Source organism: Frankia sp. CpI1-P (assembly GCF_001421075.1).
Lineage (GTDB): Bacteria > Actinomycetota > Actinomycetes > Frankiales > Frankiaceae > Frankia > Frankia torreyi.
The window spans coordinates 11,034-30,109 of sequence record NZ_LJJX01000024.1; the positions used below are offsets into that span (position 1 = coordinate 11,034).

Here is a 19,076-nt window from a genome sequence, read left to right on the forward strand (position 1 = left end):
GAGGATGGCCTGGGCTTCGATGGGGTCGCCGAGGGTGGTGCCGGTGCCGTGGGCCTCGACGGCGTCGACGTCGGCGGGGGTGAGGCCGGCGGCGGCCAGGGCCGCGCGGATGACCCGCTGCTGGGACGGCCCGTTCGGCGCGGTCAGCCCGTTGGAGGCGCCGTCGGAGTTCACCGCGCTGCCGCGGACCACCGCGAGCACGCGGTGACCCAGCCGGCGGGCGTCGGACAACCGCTCGAGCACCACCACGCCGACGCCTTCGGCCCAGGCGGTGCCGTCGGCGGCGGCGGCGAACGGCTTGCACCGCCCGTCCGGGGCCAGCCCGCGCTGGCGGGAGAACTCGGTGAACATGCCCGGCGTCGGCATGACGGTGACGCCGCCCGCCAGGGCCAGGGTGCACTCCCCGCCGCGCAGCGCCTGGGCGGCGAGGTGGATCGAGACCAGCGAGGACGAGCAGGCGGTGTCCACCGTCACCGCCGGGCCCTCCAGCCCCAGGGTGTAGGCGATCCGGCCGGAGACGACCGAGGTCAGGCTGCCGGTGAGCACGTAGCCCCCGTAGCCGTCCGGCGCCTCGACGAGCCGCGGGCCGTAGTCGTGCGGGGTGACGCCCGCGAACACGCCGGTGGCGGTCCCCCGCAGCGTGACCGGGTCGATCCCGGCCCGCTCCAGGGCCTCCCAGGACGTCTCCAGCAGCAGCCGCTGCTGGGGGTCCATCGCGGTCGCCTCCCGCGGGGAGATCCCGAAGAAGTCCGCGTCGAACTCGGCGGCGTCGGGCAGGAACCCGCCGTGGCGGGTGTAGGAGGTGCCCGGCCGGGTGAGGTCCGGATCGTGCAGGGCGGTGAGGTCCCAGCCGCGGTCGGTCGGGAACGGCCCGATCGCGTCCACCCGGGCTTCCAGCAGATCCCAGAGCTGCTCCGGTGAGCGCGCGCCGCCCGGCCAGCGGCCCGCGGCCGCCACGATCGCGATCGGCTCGTCGCCCGATCGGCCCGGACCGTCCGGCCCGGTCGCTCCGACGACCGTGGCCGGCTGGTCGGTGCCGGTCAGCGCCGCGCGCAGGTATCCGGCGAGGCGTCGCGGGGTCGGGTAGTCGAAGGTCAGCGTGGTCGGCAGCGCGACCCCGGTCGCCGCCGCCAGCCGGTCGCGGAACTCCACGGCGCTCACCGAGTCGAACCCGAGGTCGGCGAAGGTCCGGTCCGCCTGCACGCTGCCGGCGGTGTGACCCAGCACGATCGCCAGGCTCGCGCCGATCACGTCGAGCAGCACCCGGTCGGCCTCCGGCGCGGGCAGCCCGGCCAGCCGGCGGGCGAGCGCGGAGCTCGGGGCCGCGCCGCCGGCCGCCGGCGGTGTGCCGGGTCCGGCGTTCGCGTCCGTCGGCCGCGTGCCGGGTCCGGCGTTCGCGTCCGTCGGCCGCTCGGGCACGTCCACCTCGAAGGTCCGACGCTGGAACGGGTAGGTGGGCAACGGGACGCGCCGCGCCCGCGCCGGGTACGCCGCGGCCAGGTCCACCGCGCCCCCGGCGACGTGGACCTCGGCCAGCGAGCGGAGGAACCGGTGCAGCCCACCGTCGTCTCGGCGCAGCGTCCCGACCACCGCGGCCGGTGCCGCGCCGCCGCCCGAGGCCGAACGCGCCGCGTCCTCGACGATCGCCCGGATGCCGCCGGTCAGCACCGGATGCGGGCTGACCTCGACGAACGTCCGGTGGCCGGCGGCCAGCGCGGCGCGCACCGCCGCGTCGAAGCGCACCGTCCCGCGCAGGTTCGCGTACCAGTAGCCNGCGTCGAGCCGAGACGTGTCCACCGCCTCGCCCGTGACCGTCGAGTAGAACGTGACGTCGCCCGATCGCGGCGTGATGCCCGCCAGCAGGTCCAGCAGCGGCGCCTCGACGGCCGCCACCTGCGGCGAGTGCGAGGCATAGTCCACCGGGATGCGCCGCACGTCCACGCCGTCCGCGGCGTAGCCGGCGATGAGTTCGTCCAGCGCGGCCGGGTCGCCGGAGACGACGGTCGACGACGGGCCGTTCACCGCCGCCACCGCCAGCACGGCGTCCGGGCCGCCGAGGCGCTCGAGCACGGCCGCCGCCGGCAGCGGGATCGACGCCATCGCCCCGGTCCCCGCGAGCTCCCCCAGCACCTGGCTGCGCCGGGCCACCACGGCCGCCGCGTCGGCCAGCGTGAGCGCGCCGGCCAGGTGGGCGGCGGCAATCTCGCCCTGGGAGTGCCCGATCACCGCGTCCGGCCGCACCCCGTACGAGCGCCACACCGCCGCCAGCGCCGTCATGACGGCGAACAGCGCCGGCTGCACCACGTCCACCCGGTCCAGCGGCGGCGCGCCCGTGGCCCCGGCGAGCACGTCGGGCAGCGACCAGTCGACGTGGGGGGCGAGCGCCTCGGCGCAGGCGGCGATCCGCTCCGCGAACACCGGCGAGGTGGCGAGCAGCTCGCGGGCCATGCCGGCCCACTGCGACCCCTGCCCGGGCAGGACGAGCACGACCCCGCCGCGGTCGGCGGCGCCGTCGGGCGGGCCCGTGACGAGCGCGGCGTCCTGCTCGCCGTCGCGCAGCCGGCGCAGGGCGGTGAGGAACTCCGCCGGGCTGGTGGCGACCACGACCGCCCGCCGTTCGAAGGCCGTGCGGGTGGTGACCAGGGAGTGGCCGACGTCGACCGGGTCGAACGCCGGCCGCGGCGCGGCGGGGGCGGCACCGTCCGTGCCGTCCACCGGCTCGGACCGGTCGGCCGGCGGCTTGTGGGCGGCTGGCAGTTCGTGGGCGGTCAGCAGGTCGTACAAACGCCCGGCCTGCGCGCGCAGCGCGGCCTCGTCGCGGCCCGACACCGGCCACGGCAGCGCCTGCGCTGCCTCGCCCGGACCCGCCCCGTCCGCGATCTCGGCCGGCGGGGTCTCGGCCGGCGGGGGCTCGGCGACGATGAGGTGGCAGTTCGTCCCGCCCATCCCGAACGAGCTCACGCCGGCGACCAGCGGCCGGTCCCCGGCCGGCCAGGAGCCGTGGTCGGTGTGCACCCGCAGCCGCAGCTCGTCGAACGCGATGTCGGGGTTGGGGGTGGCGAAGTTGAGGCTCGGCGGCAGCTCCCGGTGCGAGATCGCCAGCACCGTCTTGAGCAGGCCGACGATGCCGCTGGCACCTTCGAGATGACCGATGTTCGTCTTTGCCGAGCCGACGTGCAGCGGCGCGTCGGCGGGCCGTCCGGCGCCGAACGCGCGACCCAGCGCGGTGGCCTCGATCGGGTCCCCGACCGGCGTGCCCGTCCCGTGCAGTTCCACGTACTGGATGTCGCGGGGCTCGACGCCCGCCGCCCGCGCGGCCTGGCGCAGGACCCGAGCCTGGCCATCCTCGCTGGGCAGGGTCAGGCCGTCGGTGGCGCCGTCGCTGTTGACCGCGCCGCCGCGGATCACCGCGTGGATCGTGTCACCGTCCGCGAGGGCGGAGGAGAGCCGCTTGAGCAGCACGATGCCGCCGCCCTCGCCGCGCACGTACCCGCTCGCCCGCGCGTCGAAGGTGTAGCAGCGGCCGTCCGGGGACAGCGCACCGAACCGGTCGGCGGCGTCGGTGCTGTCCGGCACGAGGTTGAGCTGTACGCCGCCGGCGAGCGCGAGGTCGCACTCGCCCAGGCGCAGGCTGTCCGCCGCGAGATGCACGGCCACCAGCGACGACGCCTGGGCGGCGTCCACCGTCAGACTCGGGCCGCGCAGGTCCAGGGTGTAGGAGACCCGGTTGGCGATGATCCCCCGGCTCTGCCCGGTGAGGGTGTGCCGGGTGACGGCGCCCGGGCCGGCGCGCAGCACCCGGGTGGCGTAGTCGCTCGTGATCGCGCCGACGAAGACCCCGGTGCGGCTGCCGGCCAGCGTCGCCGGGCGCAGGCCGGCCTCCTCGACCGCCTCCCAGGCGAGCTCCAGCACCAGCCGCTGCTGCGGATCGAGCTGCGCGGCCTCCCGCGGCGCGATGCCGAAGAACTCCGGCTCGAATCCGTAGACGTCGTCGAGGTGAGCGCCGAAGGCGGCGCCGAGCCGGCGGGGAACAGCTGGGCCGCGGTCGACCGCGTCGCCGCCGGCGCGCAGCAGGCGCCAGAACGCCGCCGGGTCGGGCGCCGCGGGCAGTCGGCACGCCAGGCCCACCACCGCAATCGGGTCTCCCGCTCCCCGGGGGGTGTCGTCAGCGTTCGCGGACACGGCTGATCCACTGCTCATCGCTGGGGCGCTCCTCGTCGTGAACGTTCAGNCCCCCGACGCGCCGCCCTCGGACGGCACATTTCTCGGGAACGTCTGCCAGCGTAGGAGCACGGACTAACAACTGACTTTAGATCCGCTAAAGGTAATTTCCGTCGTACGGTTACGGGAATTTTCGGGCTACTGAGGGAACGGCTTCCGCGGTGTCGTGACAATCATTCACGGAAGGACCTGTCGGCCGGTTTTCCGGCGGCTTCACGAATNCCCGCCCGGCCGCCGCGGAATGCGTCCGTTCCCGCCGCGTCCGTCCCCGTCGTGGAATGCGTCCGTTCCCGCTGCGGCCGACCGGTCGCGCGGCTCGTGGTTGCCGCCGGGTGGGGCGGCCGGCGCCGTGCCGACCGCCCCACCCAGGTGGGTCGGGGACCTACTCGCTCAGGGCCCCCACCGTGTCCAGGACGTCACCGCCGGCCGTGCCGCCCAGCACGTACACCCGGCCGTCACCGCCGGTGGTCGCGGCGGCGTCCGCCCGCTTGGCGGCCGCACCCGTGGGGCCGGCGGTCCACTGGTCGTCGTCCGGGGAGTAGACCTGCACCGCGTCGGTGACGTCGCCACCCGCGTCCCGGCCGCCGACGACGTACACCCGTCCGTCCGGCCCGGTGGCGCCGGCGGCCTGGGTCACCCCGGTCGGCAGGTCGGACACCTGGGTCCAGGATCCGCTGCCACCCGTGCCGGGCGTGTAGGCGTACACGCCGGATGAGGCGCGGCCGGTCGGGCCGCCACCCGCCGCGCTGCCACCGGCGGCGAGGATGCGGCCGTCGGGCAGAGCGGTGAGGACCGGTGCCGTGACGGGGGTCGGCGGCGCATCCGCCGTGGTCCAGCTCGCGGCGTCGGGGTCGTAGATCGCCAGCGTGTCGCCGTCGAGGACGTAGATCTTCCCGTCGGTCGCGCGGGTCGCCCGCGGCTCACCCATCGGCTTGGGCAGCGCCGTCCCGCTCGTCCAGGTGCCGCTGGACGGCGTGTAGACCTCGACGGTGTCCGTCGGGTCGTTCCCGGCACCGGATCGGCCACCGATCGCGTAGATCCGGCCGTCGGTGCCGGTCGCCGCGGCGAGATGCGTCCGCGGGGTCGGCAGGCCGGCCGCGTCCGTCCAGGCCTTCTTGCCCGGATCGAAGACCTGGACGGTGCCCACCGGCGCGGCGGCCGCGCCGGGCGCCGCACTCGGCGAGCCGGTGCCGGTCGGCGACCCGCTCGGCGTGGCCGACGACGGGGTGCTCGGCGTCACCGACGACCCGCCGGTGGGCGAGGAGGTGTCGGTGGGCGAGGAGGTGTCGGTGGACGAGGAGGTGGCGGTGGGCGAGTCGGTGGAGGGCGGTGCGCCGTTGCCGCCGGGCGCGTTCGGCGCGTTGGACAACGGGCCGAACGTCGGTTCTCCGGTCAACGCGCCCGGGATGATCGTCGAGGTGGTGGTCGGACCGCCCGCGGGCGCCGTCGGCGACCCCGTCCGGGTCGAGGTCGGCGTTGAGGTCGGCGTCGAGGTCGACCCAGACGAGGTCGAGGTCGAGGTCGGGGAGGGAGTCGAGGTCGGGGAAGCAGAGGCGCTCGACGGGGAGGCGCTCTGGGTGGGCGAGCCGGTGGCCGAACCCGACGCGCCGCCGGCGCCGCCCGCGACCCCGGCGGTCTCCTGGCCGCCGATCGCATAGATCCGCCCGTCGCAGCCGGTGGTGGCGGCGAGGTGGGCGCGGGGAGCGGGCAGGGCGGTGACGGTCTGCCAGCTACCCAGCGGACCGGCCGTCGACGGGTAGGACGGGCAGCCGCCGCCCGCGGGGCTCGAAGCGGCGGAGCTTGAAGCGGCGGAGCTTGAAGCACCGGGGCTCGTGGTGGCGGCGCTCGCGGTGGCGGGGCTGCCCGTCGGCCCCGGGCCGCCCGGGGCGCCGGTCGGTGTCGCGGCGGCGCCCGTGCCGAGCAGGCCGGGCGAGGCGAGCGCCGCCGTCAGGGTGGCGGCCAGGACGAAGGTGCGTGACGGGCACCGACGTGACGTGCGGGACCAACTCATGGGTTCCCCCTCTTCAAGCCCGCGTCCGCGGACCCGACCGGCGGGTGGATCGCGTGGATGGATGGCGTCGCGGGGCCGGACGGCCCGAGCGACCGGCTGACCGGGCTTGTCGTGGCCGTGGGAACCAGCCGGGTGGGCAGGGGCGTCCGTGCACAGAACAGGCTACGGATTGTGTTCCCTCTGTTTCAGAATGTAAGCTGCCCGTCGCGGGTGGTTGTGGTGAGGCCGCCTCGGGCCGCCCGAGGCCCGCCGCCCGCGGCCGCATAGCCTCTCCCCGTGCCCAGCCAGCCGCCGCCCGTCCCGTCGAGAGTGACTGTCCTGCACGCCCGCGTGCTCGCCCGGCTGACCGGCGCGGCCGAGGCCCGGCGCAGCGAGCGCTTCTTCGCCGACCAGGGGCGGGTCGTGGCCGCTCTCGTCGGCCTGTCCGTGCTCGGGTCGGCGGCGGTCGCCGCGGGGCCGTTCATCCTGCGCCACCTCATCGACACCTCGCTGCCGACCGGCCGGGTGCGCGACCTCGCCGTCCCCGTCCTGCTGCTGTGCGCCGTGCTGGTGTTCGAGTCGACCGTGCTGTCCCTGCGGATGGCGCTCATCGCCCGGCTCGGCGGGGTCGTCTCCGTGCGCATCCGCCAGACCGTCAACGCCCACCTGCAGCGGCTGCCGTTCGCCTTCTTCCCCCGCAGCCAGCAGGGCGAGGTGATGACGGTGATGTCCTCGGATGTCCTGGCCGCCCAGAACGCGATCTCCGCGACCGTGCAGGCGGTCATCTGCCGGCTCGCGGACATCGTCGTCGGCACCGCCGTCGTCTTCGCGCTGGACTGGCGGCTCAGCCTCGCGGTAATGGTGTTCGCCCCGGCCACCCTGGTGATCATCCGGTCCGGGCGGCGCCGCCTGGCCGCGCTGTCGCAGCGCCAGCGGGAACTCGACGGCCAGCTCATGGCGCAGGTGTCCGACACCGCGTCGGTATCCGGGGCGCTGCACGTGCGGCTGTTCGACCGGGTCGACTACGAGTTGCAGCGGTTCGACGCGGCCGGCGCCGAGTTGCTCGCCGCCGCCCGGGAACAGGCCCGGCTCACCTCCCGGGTCCGGTTCCTGGTCAATCTCGGCATCGTCGCGACGATGACCGCCGTGGTCACTCTCGGCGCCTGGCTGGTCTCCTCCGAGCGGACGACGCTCGGCACGGTCGCCGCCCTCGGCGGCGCGTTGCTGGTGTCGTTCGGCCCGCTGTCCTCCGCCGTCGACCTGCGCTCCGAGCTGGCCGGCGCCGGGGCCTCCTTCCGTCGGATCTTCGCCCTGCTCGACGTGCCCGAGGACGAGGCCGCAACGATGCTCGCCGGGCCGCCGACCGCCATCGCCGTGCCCCGGCCGCTGGCCCCGGCCCCGAGCTCGGGCGTGGGTGCGGCCGCGGTACCGGTGGGCCTCGACCTGGCGCTCGACGAGGTGTGGTTCGCCTACGACCAGGCCGTGCCGGAGCCCGCGCGGGCGGCGGACGCCGCGGCGCGCGAGCGCCCCGGCCCCGACGACCCGTCCTGGAACCTGCGGGGGGTGACACTGCGGGTCGCGGCTGGGACGACCACGGCCGTCGTCGGCGCCAGCGGCGCGGGCAAGACGACGATCGCCTACCTCGCCAGCGGGGTGCACCGCCCGCAGCGAGGCCGGGTCCTGCTCGGCGGCGTGCCGCTCGACGCGATCCCGCCGGCCCGGCTGCACGCGGCGATCGGCGTGGTCCCGCAGGATCCGCACCTGTTCCACGACACGATCGCGGCGAACNTCCGCTACGGCCGGCTGNACGCGACCGACGACGAGCTGCGGGCCGCCCTCGACGCGGCCAGCCTGTCCGCCCTGCTCGACCGGCTGCCCGAGGGGCTGGCGACCCGGGTCGGCGCGCGGGGCTACCGGCTGTCCGGCGGCGAGCGCCAGCGGCTCGCCATCGCCCGCGTCCTGCTGCAGTCGCCGCAGGTGCTGGTTCTCGACGAGGCGACGTCCGCGCTGGACACCGTCTCCGAGGCCGCGGTCCGCACGGCGCTGGACCGGCTCGCCGTCGGCCGGACCTGCCTGGTGATCGCCCACCGGCTGTCGACGGTGATCGACGCCGACCGCATCTACGTCATGGACCACGGCCGCGTCGTCGAGGACGGCACCCACCGCGACCTGCTTGCCGACGGCGGTGCCTACGCCCGCCTCTACCGGCCGAGCGCCGTGTGACCGGCCGGGCCGGGATCGACGGTGCGGTCNACGCTGCTGTCCCGTGCCGGGTCGTGGGACGGCGGGCCCCGCGCGGGGCAGGATGGCTTGAAGCGTCGTGGGCGGAACGTGGTTCAACGCCCGCGGGAGGAGCATTCCGGTAGTGGATCCGGTGTGGTCGGCGCCGTCGTGGCACCCGTCGACCCGGACCGCGACCGGCAGGTCGAGAGGAGACACCCGCATGACCTCCACTGCCGGGAAAGCCACTGCCGCCGGTGGCATGGATGCCGCCGGTGGCACGGACGCCGCCGGTGGCATCGACGCCGGTGAAACCAACGCCGCCGGGCCCACCGCGCACGGCGGCTACTCGCACCGCCAGATCATGGTCATCCTCTCCGGCCTGCTGCTGGGGATGTTCCTCGCGGCGCTGGACCAGACGGTCGTCTCCACGGCGATCTACCGGATCGGCGAGAGCCTGCACGGGCTGACCGCGCAGGCGTGGGTCACCACCGCCTTCCTGATCACCTCGACGATCGCCACCCCGCTGTACGGCAAGCTGTCCGACCTGTACGGGCNCAAACCGTTCTTCCTGTTCGCGATCGCCGTGTTCATCACCGGCTCGGCGCTGTGTACCTTCGCGACGTCGATGTACATGCTCGCCGCGTTCCGGGCGGTGCAGGGCATCGGGGCCGGCGGCCTGTTCTCGCTCGCCCTGGCGATCGTCGGCGACATCATCCCGCCGCGGGAGCGGGCGAAGTACCAGGGCTACTTCATGGCGGTGTTCGGCACGTCCAGCGTCCTCGGACCCGTCGTCGGCGGCGCGCTGGCCGGCCAGGACACGCTGCTCGGCGTCGCCGGCTGGCGGTGGATCTTCCTGATCAACGTGCCGATCGGCATCGGCGCGCTCGTCGTCGTCGCGCGGGTCCTGCACATCTCCCACGAGCGCCGCGAGCACCGCATCGACTACCCCGGCGCCCTGACGCTCATCGTCGCCCTGGTGCCGCTGCTCATCGTCGCCGAGCAGGGCCGCGAGTGGGGCTGGGGCGCGGGCTCCTCGCTGGCCTGCTACGCGATCGGGCTGGTCGGCATCGCCGCGTTCGTGGTCGCGGAGCGGCGCGCGAAGGACGATGCCCTGCTGCCGCCCCGGCTGTTCCGCAACGGGGTCTTCGCCGTCGGATCAGCCCAGTCGGCGATCATCGGGATCGGCATGTTCGGCGGGATCACCCTGATCCCCCTCTACCTGCAGCTCGTCAAGGGGAACTCGCCGACCAAGGCCGGCCTGCTCACCCTCCCGCTGGTCCTGGGCATCATGCTGCTCTCGCTCGTGGCGGGACAGATCACCGCGCGGACCGGCCGTTACAAGATCCTGCCCGTGATCGGCTCGGCGCTGCTCGTCGTCGGGATGCTGTTGCTGTGGCGGCTGTCGGCCGACAGCAGCCTCGTCTACGTCGATCTGGCGATGTTCGTCGTCGGCGCCGGGCTGGGCCTGAACATGCAGACGATCGTCCTGGCGATGCAGAACGCCGTGCCGCCGCGGGACATCGGGGTGGCGACCTCCTCGACGACGTTCTTCCGGCAGCTCGGCGGCACCCTCGGCGTGGCGGTGTTCCTGTCGATCGTGTACTCGATCGTCGGCTCCCGGATCACCTCCGCGTACGCGGACGCGCGCGGCACGGCGGCGTTCGACGCGGCCGCGCGCAGCCATCCCGACCAGCTCAAGGTGCTCGGGTCGGCGTCCTCGGGTGGCTCGGGCAGCCTCAACGACACCTCGTTCCTCCACGGACTCGACCCGGTGCTGACCCACCCGTTCAAGGCCGGCTTCACCGAGGCGATCACAGTCGCCTTCCTGGTCGGTGCCGCCGTGCTGGTCCTCGCCTTCGTGCTGTCCCTGCTGCTCAAGGAGGTGCCGCTGCGAGAGACCGGCGCGGCCTTCGCCGACCAGCCGGCCGCGCCGGACGGGACCGCCTCCCCGGCCCCGAGCGGCACCGGTCCCGAGGCCGCGGCGGCCGGTCCCGAAGCTGCGGCGGCCGGTCCTGAGGCCGCGGCGGCTGGTCCCGCGCGGTCCGACGGTCCGCGCGTCGGCGGCTAGCCCGCTTACAAGTGGCCGCGGCGGACCATCAGCGCCAGCACGCAGGCCGAGGGTGCCATCGGTAGCCACACGGTGACCAGCCGGTAGCCCAGGACCGCGGCGAGCGCGACGGCGGGGGACTGCCCGGCGGCGATGATCGCCGCGGTGAGGGCCGCGTCCAGCGAGCCGAAGCCGCCCGGCGAGGGGACCAGGGCCGAGGCGGCGCTGGCGGCGAAGTACAGCGCGAAGACCGCCCCGACGCCGAGCGGGAGGTGCAGCGCGCGCATGATCGCCCACAGGGTCGCGGCGTGTAGCAGGGGGATGGCCGCCGAGCCGCCCCACAGCAGGGCCGCCCGGCTCGGCGAGCGGATCGTGGAGCGCATCGACCGTAGCTGGTCGACGACTCGTGCCCACACCCCGTGCGCCACCCGGCGGGCCGCCGGTACCAGCCAGCCCAGCAGCGCGGCGACGGCGACGGCCGCCGCGGCCACCGCGACGCCCAGGGCCACCGGGCCGCCGTCCGGCAGCCGGGTGGAGTCCACCGGCAGGAATCCGCCGGCCAGCAGGACGGCCAGCACGGCGAGATGGGTGGTGACCCCGGCGGTGGCGTCGAGGCCGACCGCCGTCAGGGACTCCCGCAGGGAGAAGCCGTGCCGGTGCAGGAAACGCAGCTTCACCGCGCCGACCCCGAACCCGGCGGGCAGCACGTGATTGGCCACGCTGCCCGCCACTTGGGCGGCGAGCAGCCGGCGGACCGGCAGCGACCGCGGCACCGTCCCCTGCTGGCAGGCCGCGCCCGCGACCCAGGTGAGCTGGGCGACGGCGACCGCGCCCACCAGCCAGAACGGATGGGCGCTGGCCAGCGCGTCGATGCCGGTCCGCACGGTCGACCACGACCGCACCAGCCACACCGCCGCCACCAGCGGCGCCGCGCAGGCCAGCAGCGGGCGAACCAGCCAGAACCGGCCGCGGCGGGGCGCGACGGCCACCGCCACGGCGCCGCTCGGGCCGGCGAGGACGAGGTCCCCGCCCGGCACCACGGGCGCGGCTGCCCCGGTCCGGGCGATGACCGCCGCTGGGGCGGCGTCGAGGGTCGCCAGGGGCAGCGCCCCGCCGCCCACTGCCGCCGCCTCCGGTGCCTGGCGCATCACGGTCCTCCCGTCCTGGCGTCGGCGTGGCTCTGGCCCATGTCGACCCGGTCTGCCCCGGTGCCGTCCGGGATGACGCCATCCGGAGCGATGCTCCCCGACATGTTCTCGTCGAGGGCTCCGCGACGCGCCCGTGACAGTTCACCCGAGTGTCGCGTGACCGCGTCGAGATCGGAACCCGAGCCGCCCGCGAGCAGCCCGGCGAGGCGTCCGGCGAGCCCGCCCCAGCTCCAGGCCTCGCGCATCCATTCCCGCCCGGCCAGGCCCATCCGAGCGGCCCGGTCGGGGTCGTCGAGCAGCTCCACGACGGCCCGGGCCACGGCGGCGGTGTTCCGGCCGTCGACGACCTCGCCCGTGCGGCCGGGCAGGACGACGTCGGGCGCGCCGCCCTGGGCGCCGGTGATGACGGGCAGCCCGCTGGCCGCCCCCTCCAGGGAGGACAGGCCGAGTCCCTCCAGGTCCAGGCCGAGCCAGCGGGTGCGAGACGGCATGGCGAACACGTCGGCGGCGTCGAGGTAGGCGGGCAGCTCCTCCTCACCGACCGCGCCGGCGAAATGCACCTCGTCGGCCACCCCCACCTGTCCGGCGAGGCGGCGCAGCCGGCCCTCGGCGGGTCCCTGCCCGACGAGCAGCAGCCGGGCCCCCGGATGGCGGCGCCGCACGGTGGTCCAGCCGCGGATGAGGGTGTCCTGCCCCTTGCGCGGCACCATTCGGGCCACGCAGATCACGACCGGGCGGTCCGACCAGCCCAGGGCCCGGCGGATGTCGGCCCCGCCGGCGCCCGGCCGGAAGCGGCGGGTGTCGACGCCGCCGGTCAGCCGCGCGAGGGTGGTGCCCGGCGGGGAGACGGCGACCAGCCGGCGCCGGGTGAACGCGGTGAGGTACGTCAACACGTCGGCGCGGGCGGCGACGGTGCGCACGAGCGACCAGCCCACCGGCAGCCGGGACCAGGCGACCTCGTGCCCGTGGCTGGACGCCACCACCCTGGTGACGCCCGCCTCGCGCAGCGTCGGGCCGAGNACCCCGTACGGCGCGGCGGTGGGGAACCAGACGGCGTCACAGCCCTCGCTGCGCACCAGCGAGCGCAGCAGGCGCCGGGACCGCGGCGAGGTGAGGATCCGCTCACCGGCCCGGACCACGGGGAAGGGCAGTGTGCGGTCGAACTCCTCGGCGCCGGGCGCCGCCGGCGCGACGACGACGACCCGGTCGGCGGGCAGGCCGGCGGTCAGGTGACAGGCGAACGTCTGGATGCCGCCGAGGACCGGGGGGAACTTGTCCGCCACCACCAGCGTCCGCGGCAGGTCGACGGCACCCGCGGGGCCGGTCGACCGGGAGCCGGGCGGCGCCGCGGGTGCGGGCACGATGCCCGCCGGCGGCGCGGACTCGTCCGGCCCCGCCGGGCGGGGAGTCCGCCTCACGCGGCGTCCGGCCAGCGCAGTTGTGCGGCATGCGGCGGGGGGTGGCAGGCGTCGTCCCGTTCGACGGGCAACGACGGCAGTCGGCGACCATCCATGAGGGGAGATGATTGCAGGCGGCCGGTGTGAGCTGGATGAGTGCCGCGAATGGGATGCGCCCCGCGGCGGTGGGCTGGCGGGCTGTGGCGTGGCGTGGCAGGTCGGGCGGTGGTGGACGGGCTCGCGTGGACGGGCTCGCTCAGCGCACCGCGAAGCCGGCGTCGATCGGCAGCGCGACGCCGGTGACGTACTTCGCGGCGTCCGAGACCAGCCAGGCCACCGTGTCGGAGATGTCCTCGGGCTGGAGGATCTCGATGGGCAGCGCGTTCTGCATCGCGGCGGTGGCGTTGTCCGACTCGGNGAGCAGCTTCGCCATCGACTCGTTCATCGTCATTCCGGTGGCGACGCCGGTCGGGTGGATGGTGTTCACCCGGATCCAGTGCTTGGCCAGGTCGTTCGCGAGTACCTGCATGAGCCCGACCAGGCCGCGCTTGGCCGCCGTGTACGCCTGCGGGCCCGCGTCCGGACTGCCCGTCCCCTTCAGGCCCGCGCTGGAACTGGTCAGGACGATCGCCCCACCGCGGCCGCCCTCGATCAACGCCGGTAAGGCGGCCCGCACCGTCTTGAAGACGCCGGTGAGATTCGTGTCGATGACGTCCTGCCACTCGGTGAACGGGTCCTTTTCCGGCGACAGCCGGATGATGCCGGCGTTCGCGATGACGATGTCCACCCGGCCGAACTCGGTGAACCCCTCCTGGAAAGCGGCGGAGAGCCCGGCGAAGTCCCGCACGTCCGCCTGGCGGGCGACGATCCGCCCGCCCAGCTTCTCGACGAGCTCCACGGTTTCGGCGAGATCGGCCGCCGAGGCGTTCGGATAGTCCATCGACGCGATGTCGGCGCAGATGTCCACGCCGATGATGTCGGCCCCTTCGCGGGCCAGCCGCACCGCGTGCGCCCGCCCCTGCCCGCGGGCGACTCCGGTGATGAAGGCGGTCCTGCCGTCGAGTGTGCCCATCCGGCACTCCTTCCGGAAACTGAATTCCTGGCATCGGTGTAGCGCAGGTCACAAACGTTATTGCGGACACTGATCGTCCGCAAGGGCTGCCGCCGGCCGCCGCGCGATGATGGACCCCGGACGGCGGGTGACACCGCTGGCGGACGGCGACACCGCTGGCGGACGGCGACACCGCCGGCGGACGGGGACACCGCCGGCGGACGGGGACGAGGAGACCGATGGTGCAGACGACGACGGGGCAGGCCGTGCGCGGGCGGCCCCGGGATCCGGACCTGCAGGCGCGGGTCCTCGACGCGGCGTTGGCCGAGTACGCTCGGTCCGGCTGGGCGGGCTTCACCATGCACGCCGTCGCCGGGCGCGCCGGGGTCGGCAAGTCGTCGATGTACCTGCGGTGGCCGACCAAGGAACAGCTCCTGGTCGACGCGATCGACGCCTACACTCGCCCGCTCGTCGTTGACCACGACACCGGCTCGCTGCGCGGGGACGTGCTCGCCCTGGCGTCGAGCCTGCTGGCCCACTTCCTCGACCCGATGGGTTGGGTGACGGTGCGCATCGCCGTGGACGCCGCCGTCGAGTCCTTCGATCTGGGCGGCTTCCACGAACGGATCGTCACGAAGCACAACGACGCGGCCCAGCGCATCGTCGACCGGGCGATCGGCCGCGGCGAGCTGCCGGCGGGGGTCGACGGCCGGCCGCTGCTCGAGGGCCTGTTCGGTGGCGTGCTCATGCACGCCCTGGCGATGCCGCCCCACGAGCACGCCGCCGCCCGGGGCGCCCTCGCCGCGCACGTCACGCCGCTGGTCGACCTGCTGCTGCGCGGAGTCGGCCCGGCCGCGACCCCCACGGGCGGCTGACCCGGAACGAGGCCGCGGCGCCGCAACGCGGGCACCAGGCCGTCGGCGATCTCGGCGACCACACGGCGGTGCACCGGCGTGGCGAGCAGGAGCCCGTCCCCGCCGACGCTCCGACCTCACCCCCGGCGGGACCACCTGACCCGGACCGGGCGGTGCCGGTTGTACGGCCGCACCGTCCGGGTAGGCACAGAGACAGGGCAGGACAGGGCGGCGCCAGCCGCGGCCCGGGCGCATCGGCTCGTGGGCTGTCGGCCATGCGGCGCGGAAGGAGCACGACGATGGTGGGCACGCTTACCGTCACGGAACGTCGCAGGTGGCTCGACTGGGCGCTGGACATCTTCGACACGCAGGTGCGGGCCGTGNCACCCGGGTCCTGGGCGGCGCCGACACCGTGCGGACAGTGGGACGTGCGGGCGCTGGTCAACCACCTCACCGTCGAACATCTGTGGGTTCCGCCGCTGCTGGCCGGTCTCACCCGGGAGGACATCGGCACCCGGTTCGACGGGGACCAGCTCGGGGACGATCCGGGCGCGCGCTGGACGGTGACGGCCCGCCGCAGCCGGGACGCCTGGGACCGGCCGGAGGCCTGGGCGTCTATCCCGATGTTGTCGTTCGGACCCACCCCGGCGGACGAATACGCCTTCCAGCTCACCGCCGACCTGCTCATTCATGCCTGGGACCTGGCCCGGGCGATCGACGCCTCGGGCCGGCTGCCCGGCGACACCACGTCGGCGCGGACCGTCGGTAACAACCGCGAGCTCGTGCGCTGGGTCCACGACAGCCTGCGCCGCCAGATCGACGCCTGGCGAGTCGTCGGCATCTTCGCCACACCGGTCTCGGTGCCGGACGACGCCGACGAGTGGACCCGGCTGATCGCCCTCACCGGCCGCTCACCGCACTGGCAGCCCGGCCTCGACGCCGGCCAGCCTCTCGACGCCGGGCAGCCTCTCGACGCCGGGCAGCCTCTCGACGCCGGTCAGCACCTCGACGGTGGTCAGCACAGGGGGTAGATGAGGATCGGTGCTCCCGCCCCGCCGGCCGCAGCGGTGGGCGGAGCCGAACAGCTACGCAGCGGGGCCGGGGTCGTCGGCGTGGGGGAGACGCCGCCGCCGGGCACCGGGTGTTTGACGGCCCCGGACGGTGCCGTCGGCGCCGGTTGCGGCGACGCCGCGAGGTCCGACGCCGCGAGGTCCGACGCCGCGAGGTCCGAGGACGGCCGCGTCGCCACCCCCGCGCCGTCGTCCGCGCCGAGGCGACCGATGGCCGCGGACAACGCCCTCGCCGACCCGGCCGAGCCGCCGCCGTCGCGCCCCCAGCTCACCTGCACACCGGACACCGCGATCAGGCCGCCGACCGCGAACGCGGCCACCGCGCTCATCACGACGACCAGCACGACGAGCAGCCGCAGGGTGCCGCGGTCCGGTGAGCCCGCCGCAGCGCTCATCCGCGCCCCCGGCGACCCGAAGCGCGGGCGGCCCGCGCCGCCGGTCCCGCGCCGGCGGGAAGGCGCCGGCATCGGGTGGCGATCTCGGCGTCCCTGCGCATGGGCCGACCGTAGCGGATCGAGCCGGTTGCGGTGGGACGGTGCGGCGCACGCTGCGGATGTCGGGCGAAAGACGATCCGTCGGATCGGTGCCGATTGATGGTTAGTCCGCGAAATTCGGGGAGACAAAGCCGATATCAGCGCCGCTCGTTCCTCGTCCGCTCCCTGCGACTGCCCCTTTCCGGAGGTATCTGATGGGCCTGCGATACACCCGCCGACCGCGGTACGGACCGTTTCACCTCAACGTCAGCGAGCGGGGGGTGTCCTCGGTCACGCTGAAGCTCGGGCGCGTCTCCTGGCGGGTCTGGTCGCGCAACCGCCGCGGCGGCCTGTCCAGCGTCGACCTGCCGGGGCCGTTCTCCTACCGGCGGGAGGGCCGCAGCCGCCGGCGGGCCGAGGGCTGATCCCGGCGGGCGCACCCTCAGTCGGCGGCGACCCGCGCGGTCGGGGCGGTCTTCGCGGTCGGGGCCACGATCGGGACGGGTTGCCGTTCGGCCAGCAGGATCGCGAGGTCGTCGTGCAGGGCCCCGCCGGCATGGGTTCCCACGGCGGCGATGAGCCGATCCAGAGCCTCGTCCTGGCCGCCGCCCCGTAGCAGGTCCAGGCGATCGTCCAGCGGGAAGAAGCGCCTCTGGGCGTCCCTGGCCTCGATCAGCCCGTCGGTGAACAGCAGTAGCCGGTCACCGATCTCCCAGTGCGCCGTCGTGACGGTGAACCGCTCGGCCAGCCCGAGCGGGGGGCTGGGCGAGCGCAGTTCCAGCGTCGCCGATCCGTCCGCCGAGACGAGCCGCGGCGGGTGATGGCCCGCCGAGCACATACCCAGCCGCCCGTCGGGATGGATGTCCAGGACGAGCGCGGTGACGAAGTCCTCGGGCCCGGCTTCGCGCCCCACCGCCCGGGCGCACGCCGCCGCCACCTGCTCGGGATCCAGCCAGGTCACCGCGGCCTCGCGGAAGGCGCCGAGCACCACCGAGGCCAGCCGGACCGCCGGCAGCCCCTTGCCCCGAACATCTCCGATGATCACTCGGATGCCGTTCGCGGTCGGCACGACCTCGTAGAGATCTCCGCCGACGGACGCCTCCTGCGCCGCCGACAGGTAGCGGGCGGCGAAGCCGGCCCCGTCGAGCTGGCCCGGGACCGCCGGCAGCAGCGCCCGCTGCGCGACCTCGGCGACGGCCTGGACGCGGTGCAGCTTGGAGCGCTGCCGGTCCCGGTACACGCAGATGTAGACCGCGATCGCGGACTGGACCAGGACCAGGATGATCGCGGCGATGTGCGGCTGCGTGCCGAAGCGGTGGTCCCAGAGCCCGGAGAGGATCGCCACGATCACCGTCAGTCCGCCGATGCCGGCGGTGATCAACGGTGGGCAGGCGGCGGCGAGGATCAGCGGCCCCAGGCCGAAGTACCCGGTCAGCGCGACGCCGGGTCCCAGGTCGACGACGAGCGCCAGCGTGAGCACGGNCGCCCCGGCGACGATCAGGCGCAGGTTCTCCGGCCCACCCACCGCATCGGCTCCTGCGGGCGCGGCAGGGTTCGTCCGGGCAGTTCGNATGNCTCATTCTCCCGAGCAGACCAGGCGTTCGACCACACACCCTCGCAACCCGGCCGTCGGGTGACGGAAACCTGCCCAGAAGGTCAGGCGGTAGGGACGGCGCGTTCGCCCGGGTGATGCAGGTGCCAGCGTTCGCTGTCCTCGAGCTGCGCGGCCAGGGAGATCAGCAGGGCCTCGCTGCCCGCGGGCCCCATGAGCTGGGCGCCGACCGGCAGACCGGCGGCGGTGCGCCCGGCGGGCACGTTGACGGCCGGCCAGCCCAGCACGTTCCACGGCCAGGCGAACGGGCAGGCCGCCACGATCGCCTGGTCGGTGGCCCAGTTGGTCTCCCGGTTGAGCTCGCCTACGCGCGGCGGGGGGGTCGCCGTCGTCGGCGCGAGCACCACGTCGATCCGGCGGAAGATCCGGCCGATGTTGAGCCGGGCCAGCGGCTCGGCCGCGCGGGTCAACGCCAGGAACGGGCGCAGCGCCCGGCCGGTCCGGGCGTTGGCCACGGTCCGTGGGTCCAGCAGGGACGGGTCCGGGACCCGTCCGGCCCAGTCGCGGATGCCGTCCATGGACCGCGGCAGGAAGATCGTCCCGAGCAGGCCGTAGGGCGGCTCCACCGGGACGACGTCGTGCCCGAGCCGGGCGAGCACCTCGGCCATCCGTTCCACCGCGGCGCGCACCGCCGGATCGAGGCTCGCCGGCATCCCGCTGTAGGGGCGGTGCAGCGACACCCCGATCCGCAGCCGGGGCGGGGGATGCCCGGCCGCGGACCGGAACGGCTCGACCGGCGCCGGCGCGGAGTCCCGGTCGACGGGCAGGCTGCCGGCCAGGACATCGAGCAGCAGGGCGCCGTCGGCGACGGTCCTGGTCAGCGGGCCGTAGACGGTGAGGCCGTTGAACTGCTCGCGCACGGGCGCGCTGGAGATGCGACCGCGCTGTGGCTTGATCCCGACGAGATGCGTCCAGGCGGCCGGGATGCGCACCGATCCGGCGCCGTCCGAACCGATCGCGCCGGGCACCAGGCCCGCGGCCACCGCCGCC

12 protein-coding genes and 8 pseudogenes are annotated in these 19,076 nt (G+C 75.1%); 9 read left to right on the plus strand and 11 right to left on the minus strand.

The window, feature by feature from the left end; translation table 11 throughout:
- The 3 genes and pseudogenes from FF86_RS50445 to FF86_RS64160 all read right to left on the minus strand — a co-directional run.
- A partial coding sequence (locus FF86_RS50445) for a type I polyketide synthase (protein WP_242418908.1) occupies positions 1-1,773 on the minus strand: 1,773 nt, incomplete at both ends.
- Position 1,774: 1 nt separating this feature from the next.
- Positions 1,775-4,200, minus strand: a pseudogene (locus FF86_RS50450) (type I polyketide synthase); the annotation flags it as partial.
- A 403-nt stretch (positions 4,201-4,603) separates the two neighbouring features.
- Positions 4,604-5,368 carry a kelch repeat-containing protein gene (locus FF86_RS64160; RefSeq protein ID WP_313949839.1) on the minus strand — a complete coding sequence of 255 codons (765 nt, stop codon included), beginning with the start codon at positions 5,366-5,368 and terminating at the stop codon, positions 4,604-4,606.
- Here FF86_RS64160 and FF86_RS64165 point away from each other — a divergent pair.
- The 5 genes and pseudogenes from FF86_RS64165 to FF86_RS16810 form a co-directional block, all read left to right on the plus strand.
- A complete protein-coding gene (locus FF86_RS64165) occupies positions 5,361-5,879 on the plus strand; it encodes a hypothetical protein (protein ID WP_313954349.1) in 519 nt (172 codons plus the stop codon). The two genes, FF86_RS64160 and FF86_RS64165, sit on opposite strands and share 8 nt — an antisense overlap.
- 629 nt (positions 5,880-6,508) lie before the next feature.
- A partial coding sequence (locus FF86_RS16805; protein WP_242418909.1) for an ABC transporter ATP-binding protein occupies positions 6,509-7,999 on the plus strand: 1,491 nt, incomplete at its 3' end.
- A gap of 19 nt (positions 8,000-8,018) precedes the next feature.
- A pseudogene (locus FF86_RS50455) lies at positions 8,019-8,434 on the plus strand (ATP-binding cassette domain-containing protein); the annotation flags it as partial.
- Between the two features lie 259 nt (positions 8,435-8,693).
- Positions 8,694-8,988 (plus strand): annotated as a pseudogene (locus FF86_RS50460) (MFS transporter); the annotation flags it as partial.
- 1 nt (position 8,989) lies between these two features.
- Positions 8,990-10,502 (plus strand): annotated as a pseudogene (locus FF86_RS16810) (MFS transporter); the annotation flags it as partial.
- A 5-nt stretch (positions 10,503-10,507) separates the two neighbouring features.
- Here FF86_RS16810 and FF86_RS16815 read toward each other — a convergent pair.
- The 5 genes and pseudogenes from FF86_RS16815 to FF86_RS16825 form a co-directional block, all read right to left on the minus strand.
- Complete coding sequence (locus FF86_RS16815) at positions 10,508-11,629, minus strand: lysylphosphatidylglycerol synthase transmembrane domain-containing protein (protein ID WP_236706441.1); 1,122 nt, start codon at positions 11,627-11,629, stop codon at positions 10,508-10,510.
- On the minus strand, positions 11,629-12,648 hold a 1,020-nt coding region (locus FF86_RS16820), incomplete at its 5' end, for a glycosyltransferase family 4 protein (protein WP_242418910.1). The genes FF86_RS16820 and FF86_RS16815, both read right to left, overlap by 1 nt.
- 1 nt (position 12,649) lies before the next feature.
- Positions 12,650-12,990: pseudogene (locus FF86_RS50465) on the minus strand (glycosyltransferase family 1 protein); the annotation flags it as partial.
- Positions 12,991-13,282: 292 nt separating this feature from the next.
- Positions 13,283-13,443: SDR family oxidoreductase (locus tag FF86_RS50470; protein ID WP_242418930.1), on the minus strand; the 161-nt coding region annotated here is incomplete at its 5' end.
- A gap of 1 nt (position 13,444) precedes the next feature.
- Positions 13,445-14,098, minus strand: a pseudogene (locus tag FF86_RS16825) (mycofactocin-coupled SDR family oxidoreductase); the annotation flags it as partial.
- A gap of 218 nt (positions 14,099-14,316) precedes the next feature.
- On the opposite strand from FF86_RS16825, the gene FF86_RS16830 reads away from it, so the two are divergent.
- From FF86_RS16830 to FF86_RS50475, 3 genes and pseudogenes are all read left to right on the plus strand, one after another.
- Positions 14,317-14,952 (plus strand): TetR/AcrR family transcriptional regulator, encoded by a 636-nt coding sequence (locus tag FF86_RS16830; RefSeq protein WP_044885686.1) that lies wholly within the window; start codon positions 14,317-14,319, stop codon positions 14,950-14,952.
- Positions 14,953-15,230: 278 nt separating this feature from the next.
- Positions 15,231-15,314 (plus strand): annotated as a pseudogene (locus FF86_RS62595) (TIGR03086 family protein); the annotation flags it as partial.
- A gap of 1 nt (position 15,315) precedes the next feature.
- Positions 15,316-15,962: pseudogene (locus tag FF86_RS50475) on the plus strand (TIGR03086 family metal-binding protein); the annotation flags it as partial.
- Here FF86_RS50475 and FF86_RS16840 read toward each other — a convergent pair.
- Positions 15,947-16,396: a hypothetical protein gene (locus FF86_RS16840; RefSeq protein WP_044885688.1), complete on the minus strand. Its 450-nt coding sequence runs from the start codon at positions 16,394-16,396 to the stop codon at positions 15,947-15,949. The pseudogene FF86_RS50475 and the gene FF86_RS16840 sit on opposite strands and share 16 nt — an antisense overlap.
- Before the next feature lie 293 nt (positions 16,397-16,689).
- On the opposite strand from FF86_RS16840, the gene FF86_RS16845 reads away from it, so the two are divergent.
- Positions 16,690-16,899, plus strand: coding sequence for a DUF4236 domain-containing protein (locus tag FF86_RS16845; protein WP_044885689.1), 210 nt, complete (start codon positions 16,690-16,692; stop codon positions 16,897-16,899).
- A gap of 17 nt (positions 16,900-16,916) precedes the next feature.
- Here FF86_RS16845 and FF86_RS16850 read toward each other — a convergent pair.
- Together FF86_RS16850 and FF86_RS50480 are read right to left on the minus strand one after the other, a co-directional pair.
- The coding region (locus tag FF86_RS16850; RefSeq protein WP_242418911.1) for a PP2C family protein-serine/threonine phosphatase at positions 16,917-17,956 on the minus strand (1,040 nt) is incomplete at its 5' end.
- Positions 17,957-18,130: 174 nt separating this feature from the next.
- Positions 18,131-19,076, minus strand: a 946-nt coding sequence (locus FF86_RS50480) for an amidase family protein (RefSeq protein WP_242418912.1), incomplete at its 5' end; no start/stop codon positions are given.

Excerpts from the sequence above, each read along its gene's own strand:
- FF86_RS16840 (WP_044885688.1), bottom strand. The coding sequence starts at position 16,396 with ATGAGCGCTGCGGCGGGCTCACCGGACCGCGGCACCCTGCGGCTGCTC.
- FF86_RS16830 (WP_044885686.1), top strand. The coding sequence starts at position 14,317 with ATGGTGCAGACGACGACGGGGCAGGCCGTGCGCGGGCGGCCCCGGGAT.
- FF86_RS16815 (WP_236706441.1), bottom strand. The coding sequence starts at position 11,629 with ATGCGCCAGGCACCGGAGGCGGCGGCAGTGGGCGGCGGGGCGCTGCCC.
- FF86_RS16845 (WP_044885689.1), top strand. The coding sequence starts at position 16,690 with ATGGGCCTGCGATACACCCGCCGACCGCGGTACGGACCGTTTCACCTC.